We start from the raw sequence: 21,525 nt of genomic DNA on the forward strand, positions 1-21,525 counted from the left end.
CTGAGGGGCCGGCGGCAGGCGAGGGGCGGGCGCGTTGCGTATCGCTTGCTTCGAGCCTGCCGCTTGCTGCTTATAGGAGGAGCCGTGATTCGACTTCTCCACACCGCCGATTGGCATCTGGGCGCCGCGCTGCAAGGCTGGTCGCGCGAGGCGGAGCATCGCGCCGCGCTCGCGCAGCTCATCGCCCTGGCGAAAGATCGCGACGTGGATGCGGTCATCGTCGCGGGCGACATTTTCGACAGTCTCAATCCCTCCGCCGAGGCGCAGCGCCTTCTCTACGACACGCTGCGCGACCTGCGCGCCGCCTGTCCCCGCGCGACCCTCGCGCTGCTCGCCGGCAATCACGATCCGGCAGGCCGCCTCGAGGCGCCGCGCGCCTTGTTCGAACTCGCCGGCGTGCATTCGGTGGGCGTCATCGCGCGGCAGGGCGGCGCGCTCGATCTCGACGCGCATCTGCTGCCGATCCGCGACTCCTCGGGCGCGGTCGGGGCCTATCTCCTCGCATTGCCCTATCCGCGCGCCGCAGACTTGCCGGTCGCGGGAGCGGAAGTCGCCGGCTCGACGGTGGTGTGGGGCGTGCGCGCGCTCTATCGCGAGGCGGTGGAGGCCGCGCGCGCGCGTATTGGAAGCGCGCCGCTCGTGCTCACGGGGCATCTCCATGTCGCAGGCGGGCTGGAGTCGGAGGGCGCCGAACGGCGCATTCTCGTCGGCGGCGAGCACGCCGCGCCGCCCGATATTTTCCCGGAAGACGCCGCCTATGTGGCGCTCGGCCATTTGCACAGGCCGCAGAAAGTCGGGCGGGAGTCGATCCGCTATTCGGGCGCCCTCATTCCCATGTCGAAGACGGAGATCGGCTATTCACATGGCGCGACCATCGTCGAGCTCGGCGAGCGCGGCTTCGCATCCGCCGAGCATGTCGCCTTCGAACGCAGCGTGGCGCATCTTCGTGTTCCCGCTCAGGGCGCGATAGACGTGGCGGACATCGAGAAGGGGCTTGCAGCCCTCGCCATCGATCCCCAGATGCCCGACTCCGCCCGACCCTTCGTGCATCTCGCCGTGAAAATCGATGGCCCGGCGCCGGGGCTGAAAAGCGAAATCGACGCCATTTGCGAGAAATTCCCCATTCGCCTCGTGTCGCTCGCCGTCGAGCGCCCGCAGCGCGCCGACGCTCCGCAGGTGGCGCCCATGCGCCTCGCTGAACGCAAGCCGCTCGATCTCTTCCGCGAAGCCTTCGAGGCGACCCATGGCGTCGCGCCGGCGGAAGAACATCTGCGTTGCTTCGACCGCCTCGCGGAGGAAGAGTAGGTGCGCATTCTCGCAATCAGGGGCGAGAATCTCGCGAGCCTCGCCGAGCGTTTCTTTATCGAATTCGAGCAGGAGCCTCTGCGCTCGACAGGGCTCTTTGCGATCACCGGTGAGACGGGCGCAGGCAAGTCGACGATCCTCGACGCGCTGTGTCTCGCGCTTTACGACGAATTTCCGCGCGTCGTCGCGCCCGGCGCGCGCGACGAGATGCCCGATCCCTCGGGCGCCAGCATCAAGGAGAACGACCCACGGACCATTCTGCGGCGCGGCGCGGGAAAAGGCTTCGCCGAAGTGGATTTTGTCGCGCGCGACGGGAATCGCTATCGCGCGCGCTGCGATCTTGCGCGCGCCAGAGGCAAGGGCGTCGGCAGACTGCAACAGCGGGCGCGCGCGCTGTGGCGCATCCACGAAAGCGGCGAAAAGGTCGAGGCCGTGGAGTCGGGGGTAGAGCCGGTCAACCGGCGCATCGTCGAACTCACGGATCTCACCTTCGACCAGTTCCGTCGCACGGCGCTGCTGGCGCAGGGCGATTTCGACGCGTTCCTGCGCGCCGACGCCAAGGAGCGCGCCGATCTTCTGGAGAAGATCACCGGCGCGGAGATTTACGGCATCCTGTCGCGGCGCGCTTTCGAGCGCTGGGGCGAAGCGAAGAATGCGCTTGCGGCGCTGGAGTCGCGGCTTTCCGACATTGGCGTGATGGCGGAGGAGGAGCGCGCTGCGATCGACGCGGAGATCAACGCAATCGGGGCGCAAAGAGCGGCGCTTTCGGCTGAGCAGGAAGAGGTCCGCTCCTCGCTGGCGCGTATTGCGGCCATCGCGCAGGCGCGCGACCGGCTCGGTCAGGCCGAAGCGGCGCGCGAGGCCGCTGAGCAGGGGTGGAGCGCGCTCGCGGACCAAAGGCGGCGTCTCGCGGAGCTGGCCAGCGCCGAACCATTGCGCGCGTCGCGAGACGAGATGAGCAAAGCCGTGCGCGCGTGTTTCGACCGCAGGGGCGCGGCGGCGCAGGCCGAAGAAAAGGCGGAGGCGTCGCGTCAGGCGTCGAATGACGCCAATGAGCGCGCGCAAGTCGCCGCCGAAGCTCTCTCCGTCGCCGAGGCCGACATTGCGCGTCTCGCGCCGCTTTGGGACGAGGTGGCCGCGCTCGACGCGCGCATCGTGACGCAGGCGCAGGAGACCGAGCGCGCTCGCGTCAATGAGGCTTCGGCGCGCAAGCATCACGACGAAAAAAGCCGGGCGCTTGCATCGGCTATCGCCGACCGGGACGCGGCGGCGGCGTCCCGCGACGCTGCGCGCGCTGCGCTCGACAGGCTTGCGAAAGCGCAGCCTTTGAGCGAGCGCTGGCGCGAAATCGAGGATTGGCTCGCAAAGCGCGCCCAATTCCTGAAAGAAAAGGGCGAAGCCGCGACGGCGTTACAGGGGGCGTTGCAAGACCTGAAGCGGGCCGAGGATGCGCGCGCCGCCTTCGACGCCGAAGACCAGGCGGATCGCGCGGCGGTCGCGCAAATCTCGGCGCAGATGGGCGAGCGTGAGGCCGCATACGCAGCGCTCGACGGTGACGTCGCCGCCAGCAGGCTCGAAGAATTGTCGCAAATCCATGAGGCGCTCAAGGCGATGGCCGCCTTCGCCGCGAGTCATGACGCCGCCCGGGAAAGGGCCGAGAGCGCGGGGGGCGATTTCGCGCGCTTCGCGGCCGAGGCGAACACGCTCGCAGCCGACGTCGAGATGCGACGCGCGACGCGCGACGCGCTGGAGGCGCAACGAGAGGAGGCCGAGAGGCTCGCCGAACTCGCCGAGGCGGCGGCCGATCCGCATGCGTTGAAGCTGCGCGCGGCGCTGGTGGAGGGCGAGCAATGTCCTGTTTGCGGCGCGACGGAGCATCCGTTCGCGCAATCCGGGGGCGCGGCGCAGCAATTGGTCGAGACGCTGCGCGCAAAGCGCGACGCCGCTCGCCGCGCACTGACGCAGACGGACAAGGACATAGCCGACATCGGGGCGCGCGAGGCGACGGCGCGCGCCTTGAAGGACGACGCCGCTCGACGTCTGGATGAGGCGAGCGCGACTCTTGCAGCCGCCGCCCGGGATTATATCGCTTATCTTGCGCAGGCGCCGAATGCGGGGGCTCCCGCCGACATTGCCGGTGCGGCCGCGCCGCTCGCATCGCTCTTGCAGAATGCTGCGGAGGAGCGCGGCGCGATCCAGTCGATCGCGGCGACGGCGCAGGATTTGCGGCGCGAAATCGAACGCCTGCGCAAGCGCGTCGACGAGACGCGCGCGGCGATGGAGGCGCGGGGCGCTGTACGGGCCGAAGCTGAAAACCTCATGCGGATCGCCGGAGAAGCGCGCGCGCGTTATGAGGAAAAGCTCGCGAGCGCGAGTGAGCGCATCGCGTCGCTTGATCGCTCGCTGTCTCCCTTCCTGCCGCTCTGCGATCTCACGCAAGGCGATCTGGATCGCGACGGTGCGGGGGCGCGCCGTCGTCTGGAAGAGGCAGGCGCGCTCTACCGGGCGGCGCTGGCTGCGGCAGAAGGCGCCGAGGCGCGTCTCGCCGAACTCGCCCCAAGGATCGCGGCGCTCGCCGCGGAAGCCGACGCCGCTGCGGAGCAGGCGGGGGCGGCCGCCGAAGACCATAGGACGCGCGCCGCCGACCTCGCCTCGTTGCAGCAGCGTCGCGCGGCAATGCTCGGCGGCGAGGCGGCGGCGGCGCATCGCGCGCGACATGAGGAGAACCGCTCTCAGGCCCGCAATGCGCATGAGGCGGCGCAGGCGCGCGCCGCCGAGGCCGACAAGGCGCGCGCCGCCGCGGATGAGGCCTGCGCCGTAGCGCGCCGCGAGGTCGAAGGAGCCCTGCGCGACCTTGAGGCGGCGCGGATCGCATTCGGCGACCTTCTGTCGGCCTCGGGCTTTGATGAAGAACAGGCCAAGGCGCTGCTTGCGATTTCTCGCGACGAGGCGGAGGCGATGCGCCGCGCCGTCGAGACCGCGCAGTCGGCGCTGCGCGCCGCGCAGGCCGCCGCCGAACAACGCCGCGCTGATCTTTCCGAGGCGGAGGCCAGGGGGGCGCCCGAGGCGCCGCGCGAGGCGCTCGACGCGCGGGCGGCGGAACTGGCGCAGGCGCTCGACGGACTCGCGGGGCGGCTCGGCGCCTTGCAGGAAAGGCTCGATCGCGACGACGCGGCGCGCGGGCGCGCGGAAAGCCTGTCGGCGGAAATCGAGGCCGCCCGCGCGACGCGCAAAGTCTGGGACGAGATCAATGCCGCGATCGGCTCGAGGGAGGGCGACAAGTTCCGCCGCTTCGCGCAGAGCGTGACGCTCGAGCAACTCGTCGCGCTCGCCAATCAGCGTCTCGCGCTGCTGTCGCCGCGTTACCGGCTCGAGCGCGCTGGCGAGATGGGCTCGCTCGGGCTTCAGATCGTCGATCGCGACCTTGGCGACGAGCGGCGCTCGACGCGCTCGCTATCGGGCGGCGAGCGTTTTCTCGCGTCGCTCGCTCTGGCGCTGGCGCTGGCGGGGCTAGAAGGGCGCGACTCCTTCGTCGATACGCTCTTCATCGACGAAGGATTCGGCGCGCTCGATTCCGCGACGCTCGACGTCGCGATCGACGCGCTGGAGAATTTGCAAGGGCAGGGGCGCAAGGTCGGCGTCATCAGCCATGTCGAGTCGATGCAGGCGCGCATCGCGACGAAGATCTGCGTCGAGCGGCGCGGCGGCGGGATCAGCCGCGTGCGGCTCACCGCGCCGGGATTTGGCGGTTAGCAGCTTTTCCAGGAGGGTCGCGCGCTTTATTGCTGGCGTCCGCGCAGCTGGTTAGCGTAGCCTTCCACGAGAAGTGTCGTCTCCAGCCTCGTTTGCTGTTTGCCGACGATGACGAAGGCGTGGAGGCGTTCATGCGTGGAGCCGGTGCTCTCGCCCTGCTGCTGTTTTTTCTGACAGCCGGGCCCGTCGGGGCGAAGGCTCCGACTGCGCTTGCGTCGGCGGAGGGCGAGCCCTCGGCGGCCGATGCGGTCGCGGGGCCTGCGCGGCGCACGCAAACCATCGACTATGAGTGCGTGTGTTGTGGGACGCACAAAAAGAAATCGACCCGTCGCCACGAAAGGCCGGCGAAGCCGGGCGAAAGATAGCGTCGCTCGGCGCCAGCTTGTAACGGTTAGTTCGCTCCCCGGCTGATCGCCTTGAGGCCGATAAAGAGGCTCGTCGCAAGCAGCAGTCCGGCGACGAAATAGCCCGCGCCGATGAAGAGGTCGAAAGACAGCGACGCCGCGAAGATCTGCGAGAAGAAGAGCGGGCCGATCATGCCGGAGACGCCGCGCAGGCTTCCCAGCGCGCCCTGCAGGCGACCCTGTTCCGACTGTCCCGCAAGGCGCGTCGCGAGGCCCTGAAAAGACGGGTTCGCCATGCCCCACAGTGCGATGAGCGGCGGCGCCGCCATGAAGATCGCGCCCGTCGGCGCGAAGGCGTAGGCGATGAGCCCCAGCGCGCCGCTGACGAGCGCGATGGTCAGCGTCGTCTTCTCGCCGAGCCGCGCGACCGCGGGGCGGACGAGGCCGCCCGAGACGACCGTCTGGGAAATGCCGACAATGGCGAGCGCCCAGCCGGTGGTGCTCGGGTCCCAATTGTAGCGGCTCTGCGTGTAGAGCACGAAGAGCGCCGGCAGCGACTCATGCGCAAGATAAGAGAGGAAAAGCGCGGCCGCGAAGAGCGAGAGCGTCTTCTGGCTGCGCAGGAATTCAAAGGAGCCGAGCACATTTGCGCTGCGCCAGACCACCTTTTCCGTCCGCTTCTCCGGCGCGAGGGACTCGGGAAGGATGAACCAGCCATAGGCGAAATTGGCGAGGCTGAAAAAGGCCGCCGCCCAGAAGGGAAAGCGCAGGTCGTATTCGCCGAGCGCGCCGCCGATGGCCGGGCCGAGGATGAAGCCGAGGCCGAAAGCCGCCCCGATGAGTCCGAAGCGGCCGGCGCGCTTTTCGGGCGGCGTGATGTCGCTGATATAGGCGTTCGCCGTGGCGACGCTCGCCGCCGTCGCGCCGGAAATCAGCCGCCCCACGAAAAGGAAGGGCAGGGACGGCGCCAGCGCCATGAAGACGTAGTCGAGCCCGAGGCCGAGATTGGACGCCAGCACGACGGGGCGGCGGCCGTAATGATCCGAGAGGGCGCCGAGCACCGGCTGGAAGAAGAACTGCATCGCCGCCCAGGCGAAGCCGAACAGGCCGACGATCCGCGCCGCTGATTTGAGGTCGCCGCCCTCGAACTGCGCGATCAGCTTCGGCAGCACGGGGATGACGACGCCGAGCGCCAGCATGTCGAGCGCGACGGTGATGAGGATGAAGATGAACGCCGCCTCTCTACGAGGCGCGGGCGCGGAAGTCATGGGCCGCCTTGAGGCTTGGAAGGGTTTCCGGTTCGGATAGCCGCAAAGCCCGTGTCGGGCAAGAACCCCTGCCGTGAACGACGCCCAGCGGCAGGCGGGGCGGCGCAGGAGCGGCCTTTCCTTACCAGTAAACCTGCGCGCGGGCCTCGAAGAGGTCCGGATGCGCGCCATTCATGTAGGCCCCCTGACGCTGCGGCAGGAAGGAGCCGACGATGTTGTAATCGTTGAGCGGCGCCGAAACGTGCAACACATGGGTCCAGTTGAACTGGAGATGGATGCCCTTGTCAGGATACCAGTCGAAGCCGGCCGTGACGTTCTCCTGCCGGCCGCCGGCGACGCCCGCGTTCAGGACGGACTGATAGGCGAAATTGCCCGCGGGCGAATAGGTCGGGTTGGTGACGGCCAGCATATTGGCGAGGCCCGAGCCCGAATAGGGGCCGCTGTTCAGATTGATGGCGCTGTAGCGGCCAACGAGGCTGAAGGCGCCGAAGCCGCCCGCGCTGACCGGGTTCTTGATCTTCGGCTCGAAGAAGTTGGCGCCCGCCTTGTCGGAGGTGGAATAGGCGGTCGCGCGTTCGTCGCCAGTCAGCCAGTAATGGCCGTAGACGTAATAGCCGCTGAAGTGAGCGCTCGACCCGCCAGGCGCGAAGACGCCGCTGGCGCGCGCCTGCAGAACCTTGTCCATGTTGCGGTGGTAGTCGGTGGCGACATATTCGGCCTGCATGTCGAAGGGGCCGTGCGCGGCGGCAAGCTCGAATGCGTAGCTCGTCACGTCTCTCGTGCAGTTGCCGGCGGCGGGGCTGAAGGGAACGCCCCCGAAAAGGCCGCCGCTTCCGTAGGAGCCGCAGGAGAGGTCCGGCGTGCCGAGCAGGCCCTGGCCGAGGATGTTCGCCTCCGAGCGCAGGCGGTTGCCGAGGCGCAGAACGCGATCGTCTGAGAGGCCTGTCGCGTCGTTCGGGCTGTGATAGCGGCCCGAGACGCCGATATGCAGCAGATCGTGCTCGTCCTTGATCGGCGCGTAGGTCATGCGGCCGGCGACGTCCACATATTGCGCGCCGCCGGTTGAGACCCAGCCGGCGCCCTTCGGCACGCCCCAAGTTGAGGGCGTGTTCTGGCCGGGATTGAGCGAGGCGTCCTCCGGGCTCGTCGAGAAGACGCCCAATTTCGCGGACCAGTTGTCGCCATAGGCGCCCACGGCCGCGCCGATGTGACGCGCGGCGCCAAAACCGTCCACCGCCATCGCGCGCTCCAGGAAGGAGCGGTATTTGGTCGACGAGGTCATCTCCAGCGTGAAGGGCTCGAACTGGTTGCCGACGATGATGAACATCGGGTCCTTCGACCATGGCAGCGTCATCGCCGGGTGCTGGATGCCGAAGAAGAAGTCGCGAATGCCGCCGAGGACCTGGTTGTTGCCGGTGATCTGGCTCGTGCCGGCGAAGTCGTATTGCAGCTTGTAGAACCAGACCTTCGCGGCCTTGCCCTCGACCTCGAGACGAATCTGGCGGAAGCCAACCTGATTGGAGAAGCCGTTGAGCGGCTCGGTAATGCCGCCGCCGTCGACGATGATGCGGCCGCCGACCTTGAAGCTGTAAGCCTTGTCTTCCGTCTCGACGAAGATGCCGTTTCTGAAGGAGACGAAGACCGGCGGAGGCGGGGGCGGCGCGTTGGGATCGACCTTGGCGTGGGCGGCGTTGACGACGTTGGTCGCCTTGTTCGCGGCGTTGGACGCCGCGGCGGCCTGAGCCTTGGCTGCGCGCGCTTCCTTGCGCAGTTTGGCGATCTCGGCTTCGAGGGCGCGCAGCCGCGCTTCGATGGCGTTTGCGTCGGCTGCAGCCTGAGCGCCGGTCGCGCACAGCAGCATGACCAGGGCGCTCGACGCCATGACATGCTTCTTCACGAGAATCGCCATGGCCCCTCACGCGATTGAAAGGACGGCGGATCAAAGAAGCGAATCTCGCCTGTCACATGAGCGTCATAATGAGGCGGAATGTGGCGAAAAAGCGCGATTTCCAGCGCAATCGCCTGGTGATGATCAGCCGTCTCTCGCGGATTCTCTCCGCGGCTCGCCGAATTCGGGACGGAGGCCGGAAACGCGCCGGCAAAGTTCGGGCGCTGTGACGAAAAAGTCGCGTTTTGAGCGACTTGCGATGGAGAAACTGTGTCTCAGGCGCCACAGCCCGAGCCGAGCCGTCTGTCACAATTTCCCCGGAACCGGATTTGTCACGTAGCTGTCATCCAGCGGCGGTTTCAGTCGCTCCCGGAAGTTAACGCTTGGGGAACGACCAATGAAATTCCGATCTGGATACCGCGCGCTCGCGATGGCGGCGCTCGGCCTGTCGGCGGCTTTCGCCGCCGCTCCGGCATCCGCCGACACGGCGGCTGAAATCCGCGCGCTGAAGGCGCGCCTGAATAAGCTCGAAGCCGAAGAAGCCGCCGCCAGGCGCGCCGCCAAGGCGGCTGCGCAGCAGACTGCTCATGCGGCTCCGGCGGCCGCCGGCCACGCCGCGCCCGACGCGCCGAAGCATTGGTACGAAAAGCTCAGCATCCGCGGCTATACGCAGATGCGGTACAACGACACGATCGACGCCAGTGGTTGGAACGACGTCTACAGCCCTCACGACCGCTCGGTTGGCCCACGTCGTAATTTCCTTCTGCGCCGCACGCGCCTCATCTTCTCGGGCGACGTTTCCAGCCACCTCTATCTCTACCTGCAGATGGATATGGCTTCCGCGCCGTCAGGCACCTTCAGCAATGCTGCGACTGCTGGCGTCAACCCAACCTACGCCTTTTACAACCAGCCTTACGTGCAGATCGGCACTTATGGAAACTCGGCTGGCAACTTCGCTCAGATGCGCGACGCCTATGCCGACATCTCAATCGACGAGAAGAAGGAATTTCGCTTCCGCGTCGGCCAGTCGAAGATCCCGTACGGCTTCGAAAACATGCAGTCCTCGCAAAACCGTCTGGCGCTGGACCGCGCCGACGCGATCAACAGCTGCTGTAAGGACGAACGCGACCTTGGCGTCTTCTTCTACTACACGCCCGAGCATGTCCGTCACCTGCTCCGCGATCTCGTGAAGAACAACCTCAAGGGTTCAGGCGACTACGGCATGTTCGCTCTCGGCGTCTATAACGGCCAGGGCGCGAACCGCATCGAGTTGAACAACGGCGTCCATATCGTCAGCCGCTTCACCTATCCCTACGTCTTCGAGAACGGTCAGATCGTCGAAGCCTCGATCCAGGGTTATACCGGCCGCTACATGCCGGCCACGTCCTCGATCACGCCGTCGGTGGGCATGACGACAAATTGGGCGGGTTACCGTCCTCCCGGATGGTTCGGGGCCGGCGTGCCGTTCATCAACGCGCCCGGCTACAACAACCTGAACAACCTGGTTCTCGGCAACTATCCGGGCGTCGGCGCTTACAGCTATGGCTGTCTTAATGGCTGTCAGGGCGTGAAGGACGACCGCGTGGCCGTCACCGGCGTGATCTATCCGCAGCCCTTCGGACTCAAGGCAGAATGGAACTGGGGCCGTGGTCCTGCTCTTGACCCAACCCAGACCTATATCCGCTCGGCGGGCCTCAACGGCGGTTACATCGAGGCGACGTATAAATACGACGACATGATGTTCGGCCTTGGCACATTCTTCCCCTTCGTGAAGTGGCAATACTTCAACGGCGGCTGGAAGACCGAGACCAACGCCCCCTCGGCGCGCACTTACGAACTTGATGTGGGCGTGGAGTGGCAGCCGCTTCCGGAAGTCGAGGTGACGGCGATCTACAGCAGGATGAACCGCACCAATACCGGCGCGGCCCCGTACCGCCAATTCCAGGCGGACCTGCTGCGCATGCAGCTGCAGTGGAACTACTGAGCCTAGCTCGCTACATCACCTGAGCGAACGCCCCCGGCCTCGCCGGGGGCGTTCATGTCTTTTATGGAGTGCTCATGCGAAAGCGCATCTGCCTGTTCCTACTCGCCGTCGCTGCGGCAGGCCCGGCGATGGCCGACCCTTACGAGGATGTCGCCGCCGCGACCAAGAAAAGCGACTTTGCGACCGCCTTCAAAATTCTCAAGCCGCTGGCCGAAAAAGGCGAGGCGCGGGCGCAATCCGAACTCGGTCTCGTCTACATGGTCGGCAAGGGCGTCCCGCTCGACCGGAAAGAAGGGATCAAGTGGATCAAGCTCTCGGCGGAAAACGGCTTCGCGCCGGCGCAAGCCAATCTAGGCACGATGTATCTGGAGGGGCAGTTCACGCCGCAGGACTACAAGGAGGCGATGAAGTGGAGCCTTCTTGCCGCCGATAAGGGCGTTGCGGAAGCACAGTCGAACATCGCCAGCATGTATTATGACGGCGCCGGCGTCGCGCAGGATTACAAGGAGGCTGCGAAATGGATGCGTCTCGCGGCCAAGCAGGGCGACCCGGAATCGCAGGTCAATCTCGGAACCATGTATCTTCTGGGCCAGGGTTTGGAGCGCGATCCGCTGCGCGCCTACATGTGGGCTTCCATTGGTCTCGAGAGCCTCTCCATGCCGCCGGAGCAGAAGAAGGAAATGCTCGACTTGTCCGCACAGGCGCTCCCGGCGGCGGATATCGCCAAGGCCACGGAGCTGGCCAAAAAGTGCAAGGAATCGAAGCTCAAGGACTGCGACTGATTCCGTAGCGGCGCCGGCGATGGGCTGTTGCTCCATCGGGCGGACCTTCCGGCGCAAGAAACGCCCCCGGAGAACCTCCGGGGGCTTTTTTTTAGTTACATTAGCCGTCCCGTTCTTTCGCTCACGGGAGCGCTCGCAAGCGCTCATATCTTGCGAGGGGCTGATCGACGGGGGTTGTTTCAGCCCCGTTCAGCCAAGTCCGCCACCACGCCCCTGCGGCGATAGGCTTTGCGCCCGCGTTATCAAGCCATTGGACGGGGGCCGATTCCAAGGCCGGCGGACCATGGTCCTGCACCCTGGCGGGCGGAACGAACCAATCCGACGTCGACTCGAACGCAAGACGCTCAAGACGCGCTGGCACCTTGCAGGCGGGGTGTGTCGGATATGTTTCCATAACGTTGCCGAAGGTGTCTGATACTGGCGCGTATATGTATAGACATTCATAGGTTTGCGAATTATATTTCTGTTCGGCAATAAAATAGCCTCTGCAGAAATGAGATTGGTGACTTGGAAATACACCAGAAATATGATCACAAGCGCAGCAGTGCCGGTGGCAGTGTTGCAAAACGGCAACTTTACTTTTGTGTTGAAATTGAAATTGTCATCAATACTGGGTTTGTCACGCACTTGTCGTAGAACGCTGGCGAGTATCCCGCAGCCTTAAACGCAGACGCTTCCCCACGAGGGCTGGAGAGAAATATGTTGAAGAAGAAATGGGCTATTGGCGGCGTGGCGCTTGGCGCGCTGTTCTCGGCCTCGGGTTTGGCTTTCGCCGCCAGCGACGCATCCTCGATTGACGCCCGCCTGCGGGCGCTGGAGGCCGAGATCGCCAAGCTTCGCAAGGAGGCCCGCGAGGCCAAGGCGCAGGCCGCGGCCGCATCGACGAAGGCGACGAACGTCGCCAACGCGGCTCATGTCGTGAGCAAAGACGCGCCGCCGCCGCCACCGCCGGTGTTCGTCAGCTTCAAGAACGGCATCTTCGTCGAGACGGAAGACAAGGCGTACAGCTTCAAGGTCGGCGGACGAATCATGGTCGACGGCGGCGGCATCACCGAGCCGCTCAACGGCTTCTCCAACCAGGTCGCCTTCCGCCAGATCCGCCTCGAGGTGGAAGGCAAGGCGGCGAAGGTCTGGTTCTACAAGCTTCAGTATGACTTCGCCGGCACCGGACAGGTCACTGGCAACAACCAGACGCTCGGCGGCATTCGCGACTTCTTCTTCGGCATCCAGCATCCGGCGATGTCGATCCCGTGGGCGAAGGACCCCATGTTCATCATGGTGGGCAGCCAGTTCGAGCCCTTCAGCCTTGAATCGACGTCTTCGTCGAAATTCCGTCCGCTCATCGAACGCGCCATGGCCGTCGAGGGCATTGCTCCGAACCGTCACATCGGCATCTCGCTCGGCGCCTATGGAGACAACTGGACCGGACGCATCGGCGTTTTCTCCACCTCGATGGAAGACGCCTCGATCAGCCCCGGCCAGAACACGCCGTCGACCTGGGGCGTGCCGAGGGGCGCCGGCTGGGTTTCGACGGGCGGCGCGCAATATGTCGACGTCGCTGGCCGCATGACTTACGCGCCGATCAGGGACGAGCATAACCTTCTGCATGTCGGCGTGTCGGGCCGCTATCACAGCCCGAACGACGCGACGGGCCTTTCCGACGACCGCGTCCTGCGTCTCGGCAATCGTCTTCGCTCGGAGGCGACGGTTCTCGGTCAGGGCCTGCTCGGCACGCCGGATTTGTCCTGCGGCTCCTACGGCAACGCCTTCATGTTCGGCGCCGTTCCGTTCAGCGCGGCCGCCGGCCACTGCACGCGCTACGTCACGAGCTACGGCTTCGAACTCGCCGGCGCTTACGGCCCGTTCGACATGCAGGCGGAATACATCGCCAGCGACTACCAGCGTAACATGACCAAGATCCTGCAGGCGCGCGCCGCCGGCGTCTTCGCGCCGGGCGGATCGAGCGCTCACTTCGGCGGCTACTATATCTACGGCCAGTATTGGCTGACGGGCGAAGAGCGCGCTCAGGCCTACAGCACCTCCGACAAGGCGGGCGCCAATTTCTTCGAGCCGAAAATCAAGAATCCGCTCAGCTCAGGCGGATTCGGCGCCATCAGCCTGATCGGCCGTTACAGCTCGGTCAATCTGAACAGCGGCCCCTATTCGGGAACGGGCCTCGCCAACATGATGGCGTTCTCCAATCCGACCTATGCGCCCGGCGGCACCTTTGCTTCGCAGGCGATCATGAACGCCGGCATCGCCGGCGGCCGGCAGGAGAACGTGACGGCGGGCCTCAACTGGTATCCGGACAAGGGCGTCCATCTCCAGTTCAACTGGACGCACGTCCTCCACGTCTCGGCGCCGCTCAACGACTACAACATCATCGGCGCGCCGATGCCGGGCCGTCAGGGGTTCTACTTCAACGGCGCCCATCCGGACCTCTTCGAGGCCCGCGCGCAGGTCTACTGGTAAGACCTGAACGAGCCGTCGTAGCCCGCTCCAGAAGGGAGCCGCCCTGCAATCGCGGGGCGGCTTTTGTTACTCGCACCACATGCGCATCAAATTGGCCGAGTTCTTCAGGAGCATGTCGACAAGTTCGTCATGGCCGTGCCGCTCCACATAGGAGCGATGCACGATGTTCAGCTCGCGCAGAACGGCGCGCTGCTGCTCGTCGCGAACGCGGCTCTGAATCCAGCCGATGCAGGCGAGGCGGCTGCCGCGCGTCACCGGCGTGACGCGGTGAGTCAGTCCGGTCGAGTAAAGGAAGAGGCTGCCAATCGCCGGTTTGACCTTCAGGAGCCCATGCTCCTGCTCCAGCGCCAGTTCGCCGCCGTCGTAATTCGTGTGGTCCTCGAGAAACAGGGTGAAGGACAGATCGCAGCGGCAGTCGTTCATGATTGGCGCGTCGGTGTGGCTCCCATATTCCATGCCGACGTCGTAGCGATTGACGCTCATGGCCGCGATCCGCTTGGGGATGGCGTAGAGCTCCACCTGTTCATGCGTCATCAGCCGCAACGCGATGTCGTCGAGGATCTTCCACCCCCGCTCCCGATCCATCTGCAGGTTATTCTTGACCTTGGCCGCTCGACCAGTCGCCGTTGCGCCGCCAGAATTGAAGGGCGTATCCAGGATTTTCTTGCGCAAACGCGCGGCTGTGTCCGGATCGAGGAAATTGTCGATAAGCAGCAATACGCCACCCCTTCCATGCCAGAATGGCCCGCCGACGGACAGGCGAGCCCGCTCATCGCACGGGCGGCTTATACCAGAGTTTTGCGTGAAGGTTTTGAAGGGGATCGCGCCCGGCGCAAACTGGCGGAGCCGCGCCGGGCGCTAATTTCGACCGCGGATGGAGACCGGTCGAATGTGTGCAAGTATAGGCGCGGGCGGGCCGACCTTTATGTCTGGATCGTTGCTGATAGACTCCGATCATGTCTTGGGTGCAAATCGCCGCATTGACCGGAGCGGCCGCTTCCTCTACGAACGTGGTGCTGCGCCGCAGCAGGGGCGCTCCAGCCGCGTAGATCGGACCTTTCCCTTTCCGGGCCTCTCCGACCAGCTGTCGAGCCTTCTCCACGTCCCAATGACGGCCCGCTACGCAGGGCAAGTCTCCCATTGCAACCGGATCGAACCACCCGCGCGCCTTGCGAGGCCTGCGGCGCGCGATTCCCTTATGAAAGACGCTAAGTGACCAAATTTACCGATCTCGGCCTGTCCGAGATTCTCCTTCGCGCCCTCGATCGCGAAGGCTATGAAAACCCCACCTCCATCCAGTCCCAGGCCATTCCCTATCTGTTGCAGGGCCGCGACCTTCTCGGCATCGCCCAGACCGGCACCGGCAAGACGGCGGCTTTTGCGCTGCCGATCCTGGAGCGCTTCGCCGCCGATCGCCGCCGCCCCGCTCCGTACACGGCGCGCGCGCTGGTGCTCGCCCCGACGCGCGAGCTCGCGGCGCAGATCGCCGACAGCTTCCGCGCCTACGGCCAGTTCATGCGGCCGAGCGTCGGCGTGATCGTCGGCGGCGTGTCGCATCGTCCGCAGATCGAGATGCTGGCGCGCGGCCTCGACGTGCTCGTCGCGACGCCGGGACGCCTGCTCGACCATATCGCCTCGGGCCGCTTCAAGCCGGCGTTCAGCGAAGTGCTCGTGCTCGACGAAGCCGACCATATGCTTGATCTTGGCTTCATCGTGCCGATCCGCCAGATCGTCGCGAAGCTGCCGAAGAACCGCCAAACGCTGCTCTTCTCGGCCACCATGCCGAAGGAGATCGCGGGCCTTGCGCAGGACATGCTCAAGGATCCCGCACAGGTTTCCGTGACGCCGGTGGCGACCACGGCCGAGCGCGTCGACCAGCATGTGTTTCTCGTCGACGGCGGCGCCAAGCGCGACATTCTTCTCGAGCTCATGAAGGACGTCGACATCTCCCGCGCCATCGTCTTCACGCGCACCAAGCGCGGGGCCGATCGCGTGGCGCAGCATCTCGACGCGGCGGGCGTCGGCGCCGAAGCGATCCACGGCAACAAGAGCCAGAGCCAGCGCATTCGCGCCCTCGACTCCTTCCGCAAGGGCCGCACGCGCGTGCTCGTCGCGACCGACATCGCCGCGCGCGGCATCGACGTCGACGGCGTGACGCATGTCGTGAATTTCGAGCTGCCGGAAGTGCCGGAGGCTTACGTCCATCGCATCGGCCGCACGGCGCGCGGCGGCGCCTCTGGCCGCGCGATTTCGCTTTGCGACAATGCTGAGCGGCCGTTGCTGCGCCAGATCGAGAAGCTGACGCGCCAGTCGATTCCTTCGACCGACCGTCGCAGCGAGCACGCCCGCAATGACGACGCCGAGCCGGCGCGTCGCGTCCGTCGCGGCAATGGCGGCGGAAATGGCGCCGGCCGTCATGCGCCGAAGGATCCGAGACGCGAGAGCCAGCATCGCGAAGGCCAGCGTCAGGGCCAGCACCGCGATGGTCAGCGTCCCCAGGGGCAGCGCCAGAATGCGCAGCGCCCCGGCGGAAACGGCGGCCAGCGCCGCGCGCAGGGCGGCAACCGTCCGCGCCCGAGCGCGCCGCAGGGCTGACAAACTCCCAAGGCGGCCTCGTCCTTCGAGACGCGAGCTTCGCTCGCTCTTGAGGGTGAGGCCTAAGAGTTCTGTGCAGAAAAAGAAGCCTCTCATGCTGAAGAAGCGGCGAAGCCGCTGTCTCGAAGCACGAGGGGCGTCAACCCGAGGGGTGGGGCCTACGCCGACTCCGCCAACTTGCTTAGAGGCGCACCAAGCGACAGCGCCGAAGCCACCGCCGTCTCGATTGCCGTGGCGTCCATCCCGTAGCGCCCGCGCAGATAGGATTGATCGCCGACGATCGTCGGATATTGATCGTCCAGGGCGATGCTCTTGAAGAAGCCCACGCGCGCGCCGTGCGATAGCAACGTCTCCGCGACGGCGCCTTTCAGCCCGCCAATGCGGCTGTGCTCTTCCACCGTCACAACGCCGCCCGTCTCATTTGCGGCTGAGATGATCGCCGGTTCGTCGAGCGGCTTGATCGTGTGCATCGCCTCGATGCGGCACTGAACGCCCTGCGCCGCGAGCCTTTCGGCCGCAATCAGAGCCTCGCGCAGAATCGCGCCTGTTGCGATGATCGTCGCGTCCGCGCCCTCGCGCACGCGGCGCGCTTTGCCGAGCGTCGCGCGCTCACCCTCGCGCCGCGCCATGCCGCCTGCGTCCTTGTCGATGCGCAGATAGGCGGGGCCCTTCTTTTTCGCGAGGTCGCGCGTGAGATCCTGCGCTTCCCATTTCTCGGTCGGCGCCACGACGCGCATGTTCGGCAAAGCGCGCATGATGGCGAGGTCTTCCGTCGCGAAATGCGACATGCCGAGCTGGCCGTAGGAGAAGCCGCCGCCGACCGCGACGATGGTCACGTCGCAATCGTGATAGCAGATGTCGTTGCGCACCTGCTCGAGGCAACGCAGCGTCGGGAAGTTGGCGATGGAGTAGGTGTAGACGCGCCAGCCGGACAGCGCCATGCCCGCCGCGATCGACGTCATGTTCTGCTCCGCGACGCCGGCGTTCACGAACTGATTGGGAAAGCGCTCGGCGAATTTGGTGATGACGCCATAGCCGAGATCACCGGTGATGAGGACGACGCGCGGGTCTTGCGCCGCGAGCTCGGTGAGCGTCTCGATGAAGGCGTCACGCATCGGCGCTCTCCAGCTCGGCGATCGCCTGATCGAAATCCGCGCCGAGCGGCGTGCGGTAATGCCAGGCCACCTGGTTCTCCATGTAGGAAACGCCCTTGCCCTTGGTGGTGTGCGCGATGATCACGCTAGGCCGACCTTCGGTGAAGGGCAGGCGCGCGAAGGCGGCGAGAAGCTGCGCGTGATTGTGGCCGTCAACCTCCTCGATCGACCAGCCGAAAGCGCGCCATTTGTCGGTGAAGGGTTCGAGACCCAGCGTCTCCGAAACGGGCGCGAGGCTTTGCAGCTTGTTGTAGTCGACGATGGCGACGAGATTATCGAGCTTGTGATGCGCGGCGAACATTGCCGCTTCCCAGGTCGAACCCTCGTCGCATTCGCCGTCGGAGAGCATGGCGAAGGCCCGCCATTGCTCGTTTGCGCGCTTCGCCGCCAGCGCCATGCCGGTCGCGACGTTGAGCCCATGGCCCAGCGCGCCGGTCGAGAGCTCCACGCCAGGCACGCCCTTATGCGAGACATGGCCCGAGAAGATCGAGCCGTTCTGGTAGTGCTGATCGAGCAGCGACGGATCGAAAAAACCCGTCTCCGCCAGCGCCGCATAGACGGCCGTTCCGGCATGGCCCTTGGAGAGCAAGAAGCGGTCGCGGTCGGGCTTTTGCGGTTGGAATGGATCGACATTCAGCACGGCGCCGTAAAGCGTCGCGACAATGTCGGCGATGGAGAGCGCGGAGCCGACATGCGAGCTTTTTCCGCGGTTCGTCATGCGAACGACGTCGAGCCGGATGCGCTTGGCCAGCGCGACCGTGTCTAGTTTTGGGGTGACGGCCATGGGTTCTCGCGAATGGGAATCGTTTGCGAGCAGGGTAGGCGGTAAGAGTTGATAAACAGTTTGGATAATGAATCGTTAAGGACGCCCTTGACCCTCCGCTCGAGGGGGAGGGGCGGCGCGAAGCGCCGGGGTGGGGTGAGCAACGCCCCGAAAGCCGGGAGGTTTTTCGGCATAGCCTCGTCGGCCGACATCATCGCAGCGTCACCCCACCCCGAAGCGCTTTGCGCTTCGACCCTCCCCCTCGAGGGGAGGGTGGGTTACGCGACCCCCAGCTCGAACGCATTCTCCAAATGCCGCGGCAACTTCCCCGGCGCGACGAAGATCGCGTCGGCGCGCAGCGTGTAATTCATCGCCCAGGGATGCGTGGCGACCCAGCGATTGGCGGCGCGCGTGATGCGGCGCTGCTTTTGCGGGGTGATGGCGATGAAGGCGTCTTCCAGATCGCCGCGCGCCTTCACTTCCACGAAGGCGATGGTCCGCCCTCGTCGCGCGACAATGTCGATCTCGCCGTCCTTGATGCGGTAATTGCGGTCGAGGATCGTGTAGAGCCGCGCGCGCAGCCAGAGGGTCGCGATGGTTTCGGCCTGAAGGCCATAGGCGCGGGCGGCGCGGCGGGCGTTGTCGTCAGAGTCGGTCACGAAGGCCCCCTCCCTGTCCCTCCCCCGCAAGCGGGAGAGGGGACGCTCACGATCAGCGCTAGCGTAACCTAAGCAGGATTGGCAGTCTAACGCCCTCTCCCGCGAAAGCGGGGGAGGGTTGGGGAGGGGGCTATTTCCCCCGCTCAGCCGCCAATTGCAGCGCCCGCGCGTAAACCTGCCGGCGCGGCTGGCCCGTCGCCGCCGAGACCACGCTCGCCGCGTCCTTTACGGAATAGGAGCCCAGCGCCTCGGCGAGCCGCGCGTCGAGATCGGCTTCCGCGACTTCAGCCGCGCCGGCTTCCGGCGGCGCCACCAGCAGCACGATCTCGCCCCTCGGCGGCTCTTCCGAGGCCAGCGCGTCCGAGAGTTCGGCGAGCGTCCCGCGCCGGACGGACTCGTACATCTTGGTCAGTTCGCGCGCGATCGCCGCGGCGCGGGGGCCGAGCACGGCGACGCAGTCGGCGAGCGTCTCCGCCAACCGTCGCGGGCTCTCGAAAAACACCAGCGTCCCGGGCACCTGCGCCAGCTCCGCCAGACGCGCGCGGCGGGGGCCGCTCTTGTGCGGCAAAAAGCCCTCGAAGAAGAAGCGGTCGGTCGGCAGACCCGCGACGACCAGCGCCGCCAGCACGGCGGAAGGGCCGGGGACGGAAGTGACATGGAGGCCCTTTTCCAGCGCTTCCTGCACCAGCTTGAAGCCGGGATCGGAGACGAGCGGCGTGCCGGCGTCCGAGACGAGGGCCAATTTCGCGCCGCCTTCGAGCCGCGCCAGAAGGTGCGGGCGAATCACCTTGGCGTTGTGCTCGTGATAGGCGATGAGGGGCGTCGAAATTCCGTAATGCGCGAGAAGATTCTTGGTGACGCGCGTATCCTCCGCGATCACCGCGTCGGCGGCGGCCAGCGTCGAGAGGGCGCGAAAGGAGATGTCCTTGAGATTGCCGATCGGCGTCGCGACAACGTGAAGACCAGGCTCGATTTTCTCCGCCTCGGCGCGCAGGCCGAAAGCCGTGTAGCCCGCGGCGGGGGAGGGGGCGTCGTCGCTGGCCATTGGCAAAATCTCCGGCGGTCGTTCGATATGTCGTCCAATCGTTCGGAATATGGAACGAGTGGTGCGGTCTCGGCAAGGCCTCATTTTATGCGCATTCTGTCATCTATTGACTTTCGGGCGGGGAGGCGGACCCTATGCGCGGGAAAATGCGCGCGCGGAGGCTGGATCCGGCGCAGGGGGTTCTATGAGGATGGATTTTTCGACGGGCTTTCGTGGCGCTTTGTCGCGCCGCCCCATGCTCGGACTTTTCGCGGGCGTGGCGGCGCTGGCGCTCGCCGCATGTAATCCGGGCGCTGGCCCGGGCATTCCCGGCGCCAAGGATCTTCGCGTCGGCGCGCCGGCGACGCCGGGCGGCCAGGTGGCCGTGGCCGAGGCCGGAGAAAATATCGGCGAGGGCGCCGTGAAGGTCGCGCTGATTGTGCCGCTCACCGGGCCGAACGGGCCGTCGGCGGTCGGCGCCTCGCTGCGCAACGCCGCGAAGCTCGCTTACGCTGACAGCGGCTCCAACGACGTCACCATTCTCGTTCGGGACGACAAGTCGTCGCCCGCTGGCGCCGCCGCCGCGACGCAGACGGCGGTCAACGAAGGCGCCGAGATCATTCTTGGCCCGGTCTTCGCCGGCGACGTGAAGGAGGCCGGCCGCGTGGCGCGCTCCGCCGGCAAGCCGGTCATCGCCTTCTCGACCGACACGTCGGCGGCGGGCCATGGTCAGTATCTCCTGTCCTTCCTCGTCGAAGGCCATGTCGATCGCGGGCTGAATTACGCGTCGCAGAAGGGCAAGAAATCCGTCGCGGTTCTCGCGCCCGAGAATGATTACGGCACGCTGGCGCTGGGTCAGTTCCAGCAAAGCGCCGCAAACTACGGTCTGCGCGTGCCGCTGATCGAGCGCTACAAGCCCGGCGCCTCCGCCGAGTCGATCCAGCGTCTCGCCGCCGCGCGCGACCAGTTCGACGCGATCTTCATTCCCGAGCAGGCGGACGCCATGCCGACGGTCTCGAAGGAGCTCGTCGCCGCGGGCCTCGACTCCAAGAAGGTGCAGATCATCGGCACCGGCCTGTGGAACGACGCGCGCACGCTGAATCTGCCGGCGCTGCAGGGCGCCTGGTTCACGGCGCCGGAGAACGCCGGCTTCAACGCCTTCGCGACCCGCTACAAGGCGAAGTTCGGCTCGGACCCGGCGCGCATCGCCACGCTGGCCTATGACGCCGTGTCGCTCGCCATCGCGCTGTCGCGCTCGCAGGGCTCGCAGCGTTATTCGGAAGGCGTGCTGACCAATCCGTCGGGCTTCAACGGCGCCGACGGCGTCTTCCGCTTCAAGCCGGACGGCACCAATGAGCGCGGTCTCTCGGTGCTCGAAATCGGCGGCGGGGCTGCGAAGATCATCTCGCCCGCGCCTCGGACGTTTACGGGGAACGGGGCGTAACGATCTTCGGCCTTGATGAAGGCCGACAATCTATCCCTCCCCCTTGCGGGGAGGGCAGGGCGGGGGAAAGCCGCGGTAACGACCTTGGTT

General features: G+C 66.0%; 14 protein-coding genes. 7 read left to right on the forward strand and 7 right to left on the reverse strand.

What is annotated here, in order from left to right; all coding sequences use genetic code 11:
- Positions 1–84 precede the first annotated feature (84 nt).
- Together ACPFMJ_RS00770 and ACPFMJ_RS00775 are read left to right on the forward strand one after the other, a co-directional pair.
- Complete coding sequence (locus ACPFMJ_RS00770; protein ID WP_424362005.1) at positions 85–1,305, forward strand: exonuclease SbcCD subunit D; 1,221 nt, start codon at positions 85–87, stop codon at positions 1,303–1,305.
- Entirely contained in the window at positions 1,306–5,058 is a 3,753-nt protein-coding gene (locus ACPFMJ_RS00775) for an AAA family ATPase (protein ID WP_424362006.1), read from the forward strand. It abuts the gene before it with no gap.
- 391 nt (positions 5,059–5,449) lie between these two features.
- Here ACPFMJ_RS00775 and ACPFMJ_RS00780 read toward each other — a convergent pair whose 3' ends face one another.
- Both ACPFMJ_RS00780 and ACPFMJ_RS00785 read right to left on the reverse strand, forming a co-directional pair.
- Complete coding sequence (locus ACPFMJ_RS00780) at positions 5,450–6,670, reverse strand: TCR/Tet family MFS transporter (protein WP_424362007.1); 1,221 nt, start codon at positions 6,668–6,670, stop codon at positions 5,450–5,452.
- A 121-nt stretch (positions 6,671–6,791) separates the two neighbouring features.
- On the reverse strand, positions 6,792–8,579 hold the full coding sequence (locus ACPFMJ_RS00785) for an OprO/OprP family phosphate-selective porin (RefSeq protein ID WP_424362008.1): 1,788 nt from the start codon (positions 8,577–8,579) through the stop codon (positions 6,792–6,794).
- 376 nt (positions 8,580–8,955) lie between these two features.
- Between ACPFMJ_RS00785 and ACPFMJ_RS00790 the strand changes: the two genes are divergently transcribed.
- The 3 genes from ACPFMJ_RS00790 (at position 8,956) to ACPFMJ_RS00800 (ending at position 13,796) form a co-directional block, all read left to right on the forward strand.
- Positions 8,956–10,542, forward strand: a complete 1,587-nt coding sequence (locus ACPFMJ_RS00790; protein WP_424362009.1) for a porin — start codon at positions 8,956–8,958, stop codon at positions 10,540–10,542.
- Between the two features lie 74 nt (positions 10,543–10,616).
- On the forward strand, positions 10,617–11,324 hold the full coding sequence (locus tag ACPFMJ_RS00795; protein WP_424362010.1) for a tetratricopeptide repeat protein: 708 nt from the start codon (positions 10,617–10,619) through the stop codon (positions 11,322–11,324).
- A 699-nt stretch (positions 11,325–12,023) separates the two neighbouring features.
- Positions 12,024–13,796, forward strand: a complete 1,773-nt coding sequence (locus tag ACPFMJ_RS00800) for an OprO/OprP family phosphate-selective porin (RefSeq protein WP_424362011.1) — start codon at positions 12,024–12,026, stop codon at positions 13,794–13,796.
- A gap of 66 nt (positions 13,797–13,862) precedes the next feature.
- Here ACPFMJ_RS00800 and ACPFMJ_RS00805 read toward each other — a convergent pair whose 3' ends face one another.
- Positions 13,863–14,513, reverse strand: a complete 651-nt coding sequence (locus tag ACPFMJ_RS00805; RefSeq protein ID WP_424362012.1) for a Fe2+-dependent dioxygenase — start codon at positions 14,511–14,513, stop codon at positions 13,863–13,865.
- Positions 14,514–15,008: 495 nt separating this feature from the next.
- Here ACPFMJ_RS00805 and ACPFMJ_RS00810 point away from each other — a divergent pair, with 495 nt between their 5' ends.
- Entirely contained in the window at positions 15,009–16,391 is a 1,383-nt protein-coding gene (locus tag ACPFMJ_RS00810; protein WP_424362013.1) for a DEAD/DEAH box helicase, read from the forward strand.
- Between the two features lie 158 nt (positions 16,392–16,549).
- Here ACPFMJ_RS00810 and ACPFMJ_RS00815 read toward each other — a convergent pair whose 3' ends face one another.
- The 4 genes from ACPFMJ_RS00815 to rsmI all read right to left on the reverse strand — a co-directional run bounded on the left by ACPFMJ_RS00815 (position 16,550) and on the right by rsmI (position 20,012).
- A complete protein-coding gene (locus ACPFMJ_RS00815) occupies positions 16,550–17,506 on the reverse strand; it encodes a transketolase family protein (protein ID WP_424362014.1) in 957 nt (318 codons plus the stop codon).
- On the reverse strand, positions 17,499–18,329 hold the full coding sequence (locus ACPFMJ_RS00820) for a transketolase (protein ID WP_424362015.1): 831 nt from the start codon (positions 18,327–18,329) through the stop codon (positions 17,499–17,501). The genes ACPFMJ_RS00815 and ACPFMJ_RS00820 overlap by 8 nt, the downstream gene beginning before the upstream one ends.
- Positions 18,330–18,586: 257 nt before the next feature.
- On the reverse strand, positions 18,587–18,967 hold the full coding sequence (locus ACPFMJ_RS00825) for a YraN family protein (RefSeq protein ID WP_424362016.1): 381 nt from the start codon (positions 18,965–18,967) through the stop codon (positions 18,587–18,589).
- A 130-nt stretch (positions 18,968–19,097) separates the two neighbouring features.
- Positions 19,098–20,012 carry a 16S rRNA (cytidine(1402)-2'-O)-methyltransferase gene (gene rsmI / locus ACPFMJ_RS00830; protein ID WP_424362017.1) on the reverse strand — a complete coding sequence of 305 codons (915 nt, stop codon included), beginning with the start codon at positions 20,010–20,012 and terminating at the stop codon, positions 19,098–19,100.
- Between the two features lie 190 nt (positions 20,013–20,202).
- Between rsmI and ACPFMJ_RS00835 the strand changes: the two genes are divergently transcribed.
- The gene (locus ACPFMJ_RS00835) at positions 20,203–21,435 is read left to right on the forward strand and encodes a penicillin-binding protein activator (RefSeq protein ID WP_424362018.1); all 1,233 of its coding nucleotides are present in this window, start codon (positions 20,203–20,205) and stop codon (positions 21,433–21,435) included.
- Positions 21,436–21,525: the final 90 nt, after the last annotated feature.

It is taken from the genome of Methylocystis parvus, from assembly GCF_049675845.1.
GTDB lineage: Bacteria > Pseudomonadota > Alphaproteobacteria > Rhizobiales > Beijerinckiaceae > Methylocystis > Methylocystis parvus_A.

Bases quoted from the DNA above. Each gene is read 5' to 3' on its own strand.
- ACPFMJ_RS00780 (WP_424362007.1), bottom strand. From the start codon at position 6,670: ATGACTTCCGCGCCCGCGCCTCGTAGAGAGGCGGCGTTCATCTTCATC.
- ACPFMJ_RS00785 (WP_424362008.1), bottom strand. From the start codon at position 8,579: ATGGCGATTCTCGTGAAGAAGCATGTCATGGCGTCGAGCGCCCTGGTC.
- ACPFMJ_RS00790 (WP_424362009.1), top strand. From the start codon at position 8,956: ATGAAATTCCGATCTGGATACCGCGCGCTCGCGATGGCGGCGCTCGGC.
- ACPFMJ_RS00795 (WP_424362010.1), top strand. From the start codon at position 10,617: ATGCGAAAGCGCATCTGCCTGTTCCTACTCGCCGTCGCTGCGGCAGGC.
- ACPFMJ_RS00800 (WP_424362011.1), top strand. From the start codon at position 12,024: ATGTTGAAGAAGAAATGGGCTATTGGCGGCGTGGCGCTTGGCGCGCTG.
- ACPFMJ_RS00815 (WP_424362014.1), bottom strand. From the start codon at position 17,506: ATGCGTGACGCCTTCATCGAGACGCTCACCGAGCTCGCGGCGCAAGAC.
- ACPFMJ_RS00820 (WP_424362015.1), bottom strand. From the start codon at position 18,329: ATGGCCGTCACCCCAAAACTAGACACGGTCGCGCTGGCCAAGCGCATC.
- rsmI (WP_424362017.1), bottom strand. From the start codon at position 20,012: ATGGCCAGCGACGACGCCCCCTCCCCCGCCGCGGGCTACACGGCTTTC.
- ACPFMJ_RS00835 (WP_424362018.1), top strand. From the start codon at position 20,203: ATGGATTTTTCGACGGGCTTTCGTGGCGCTTTGTCGCGCCGCCCCATG.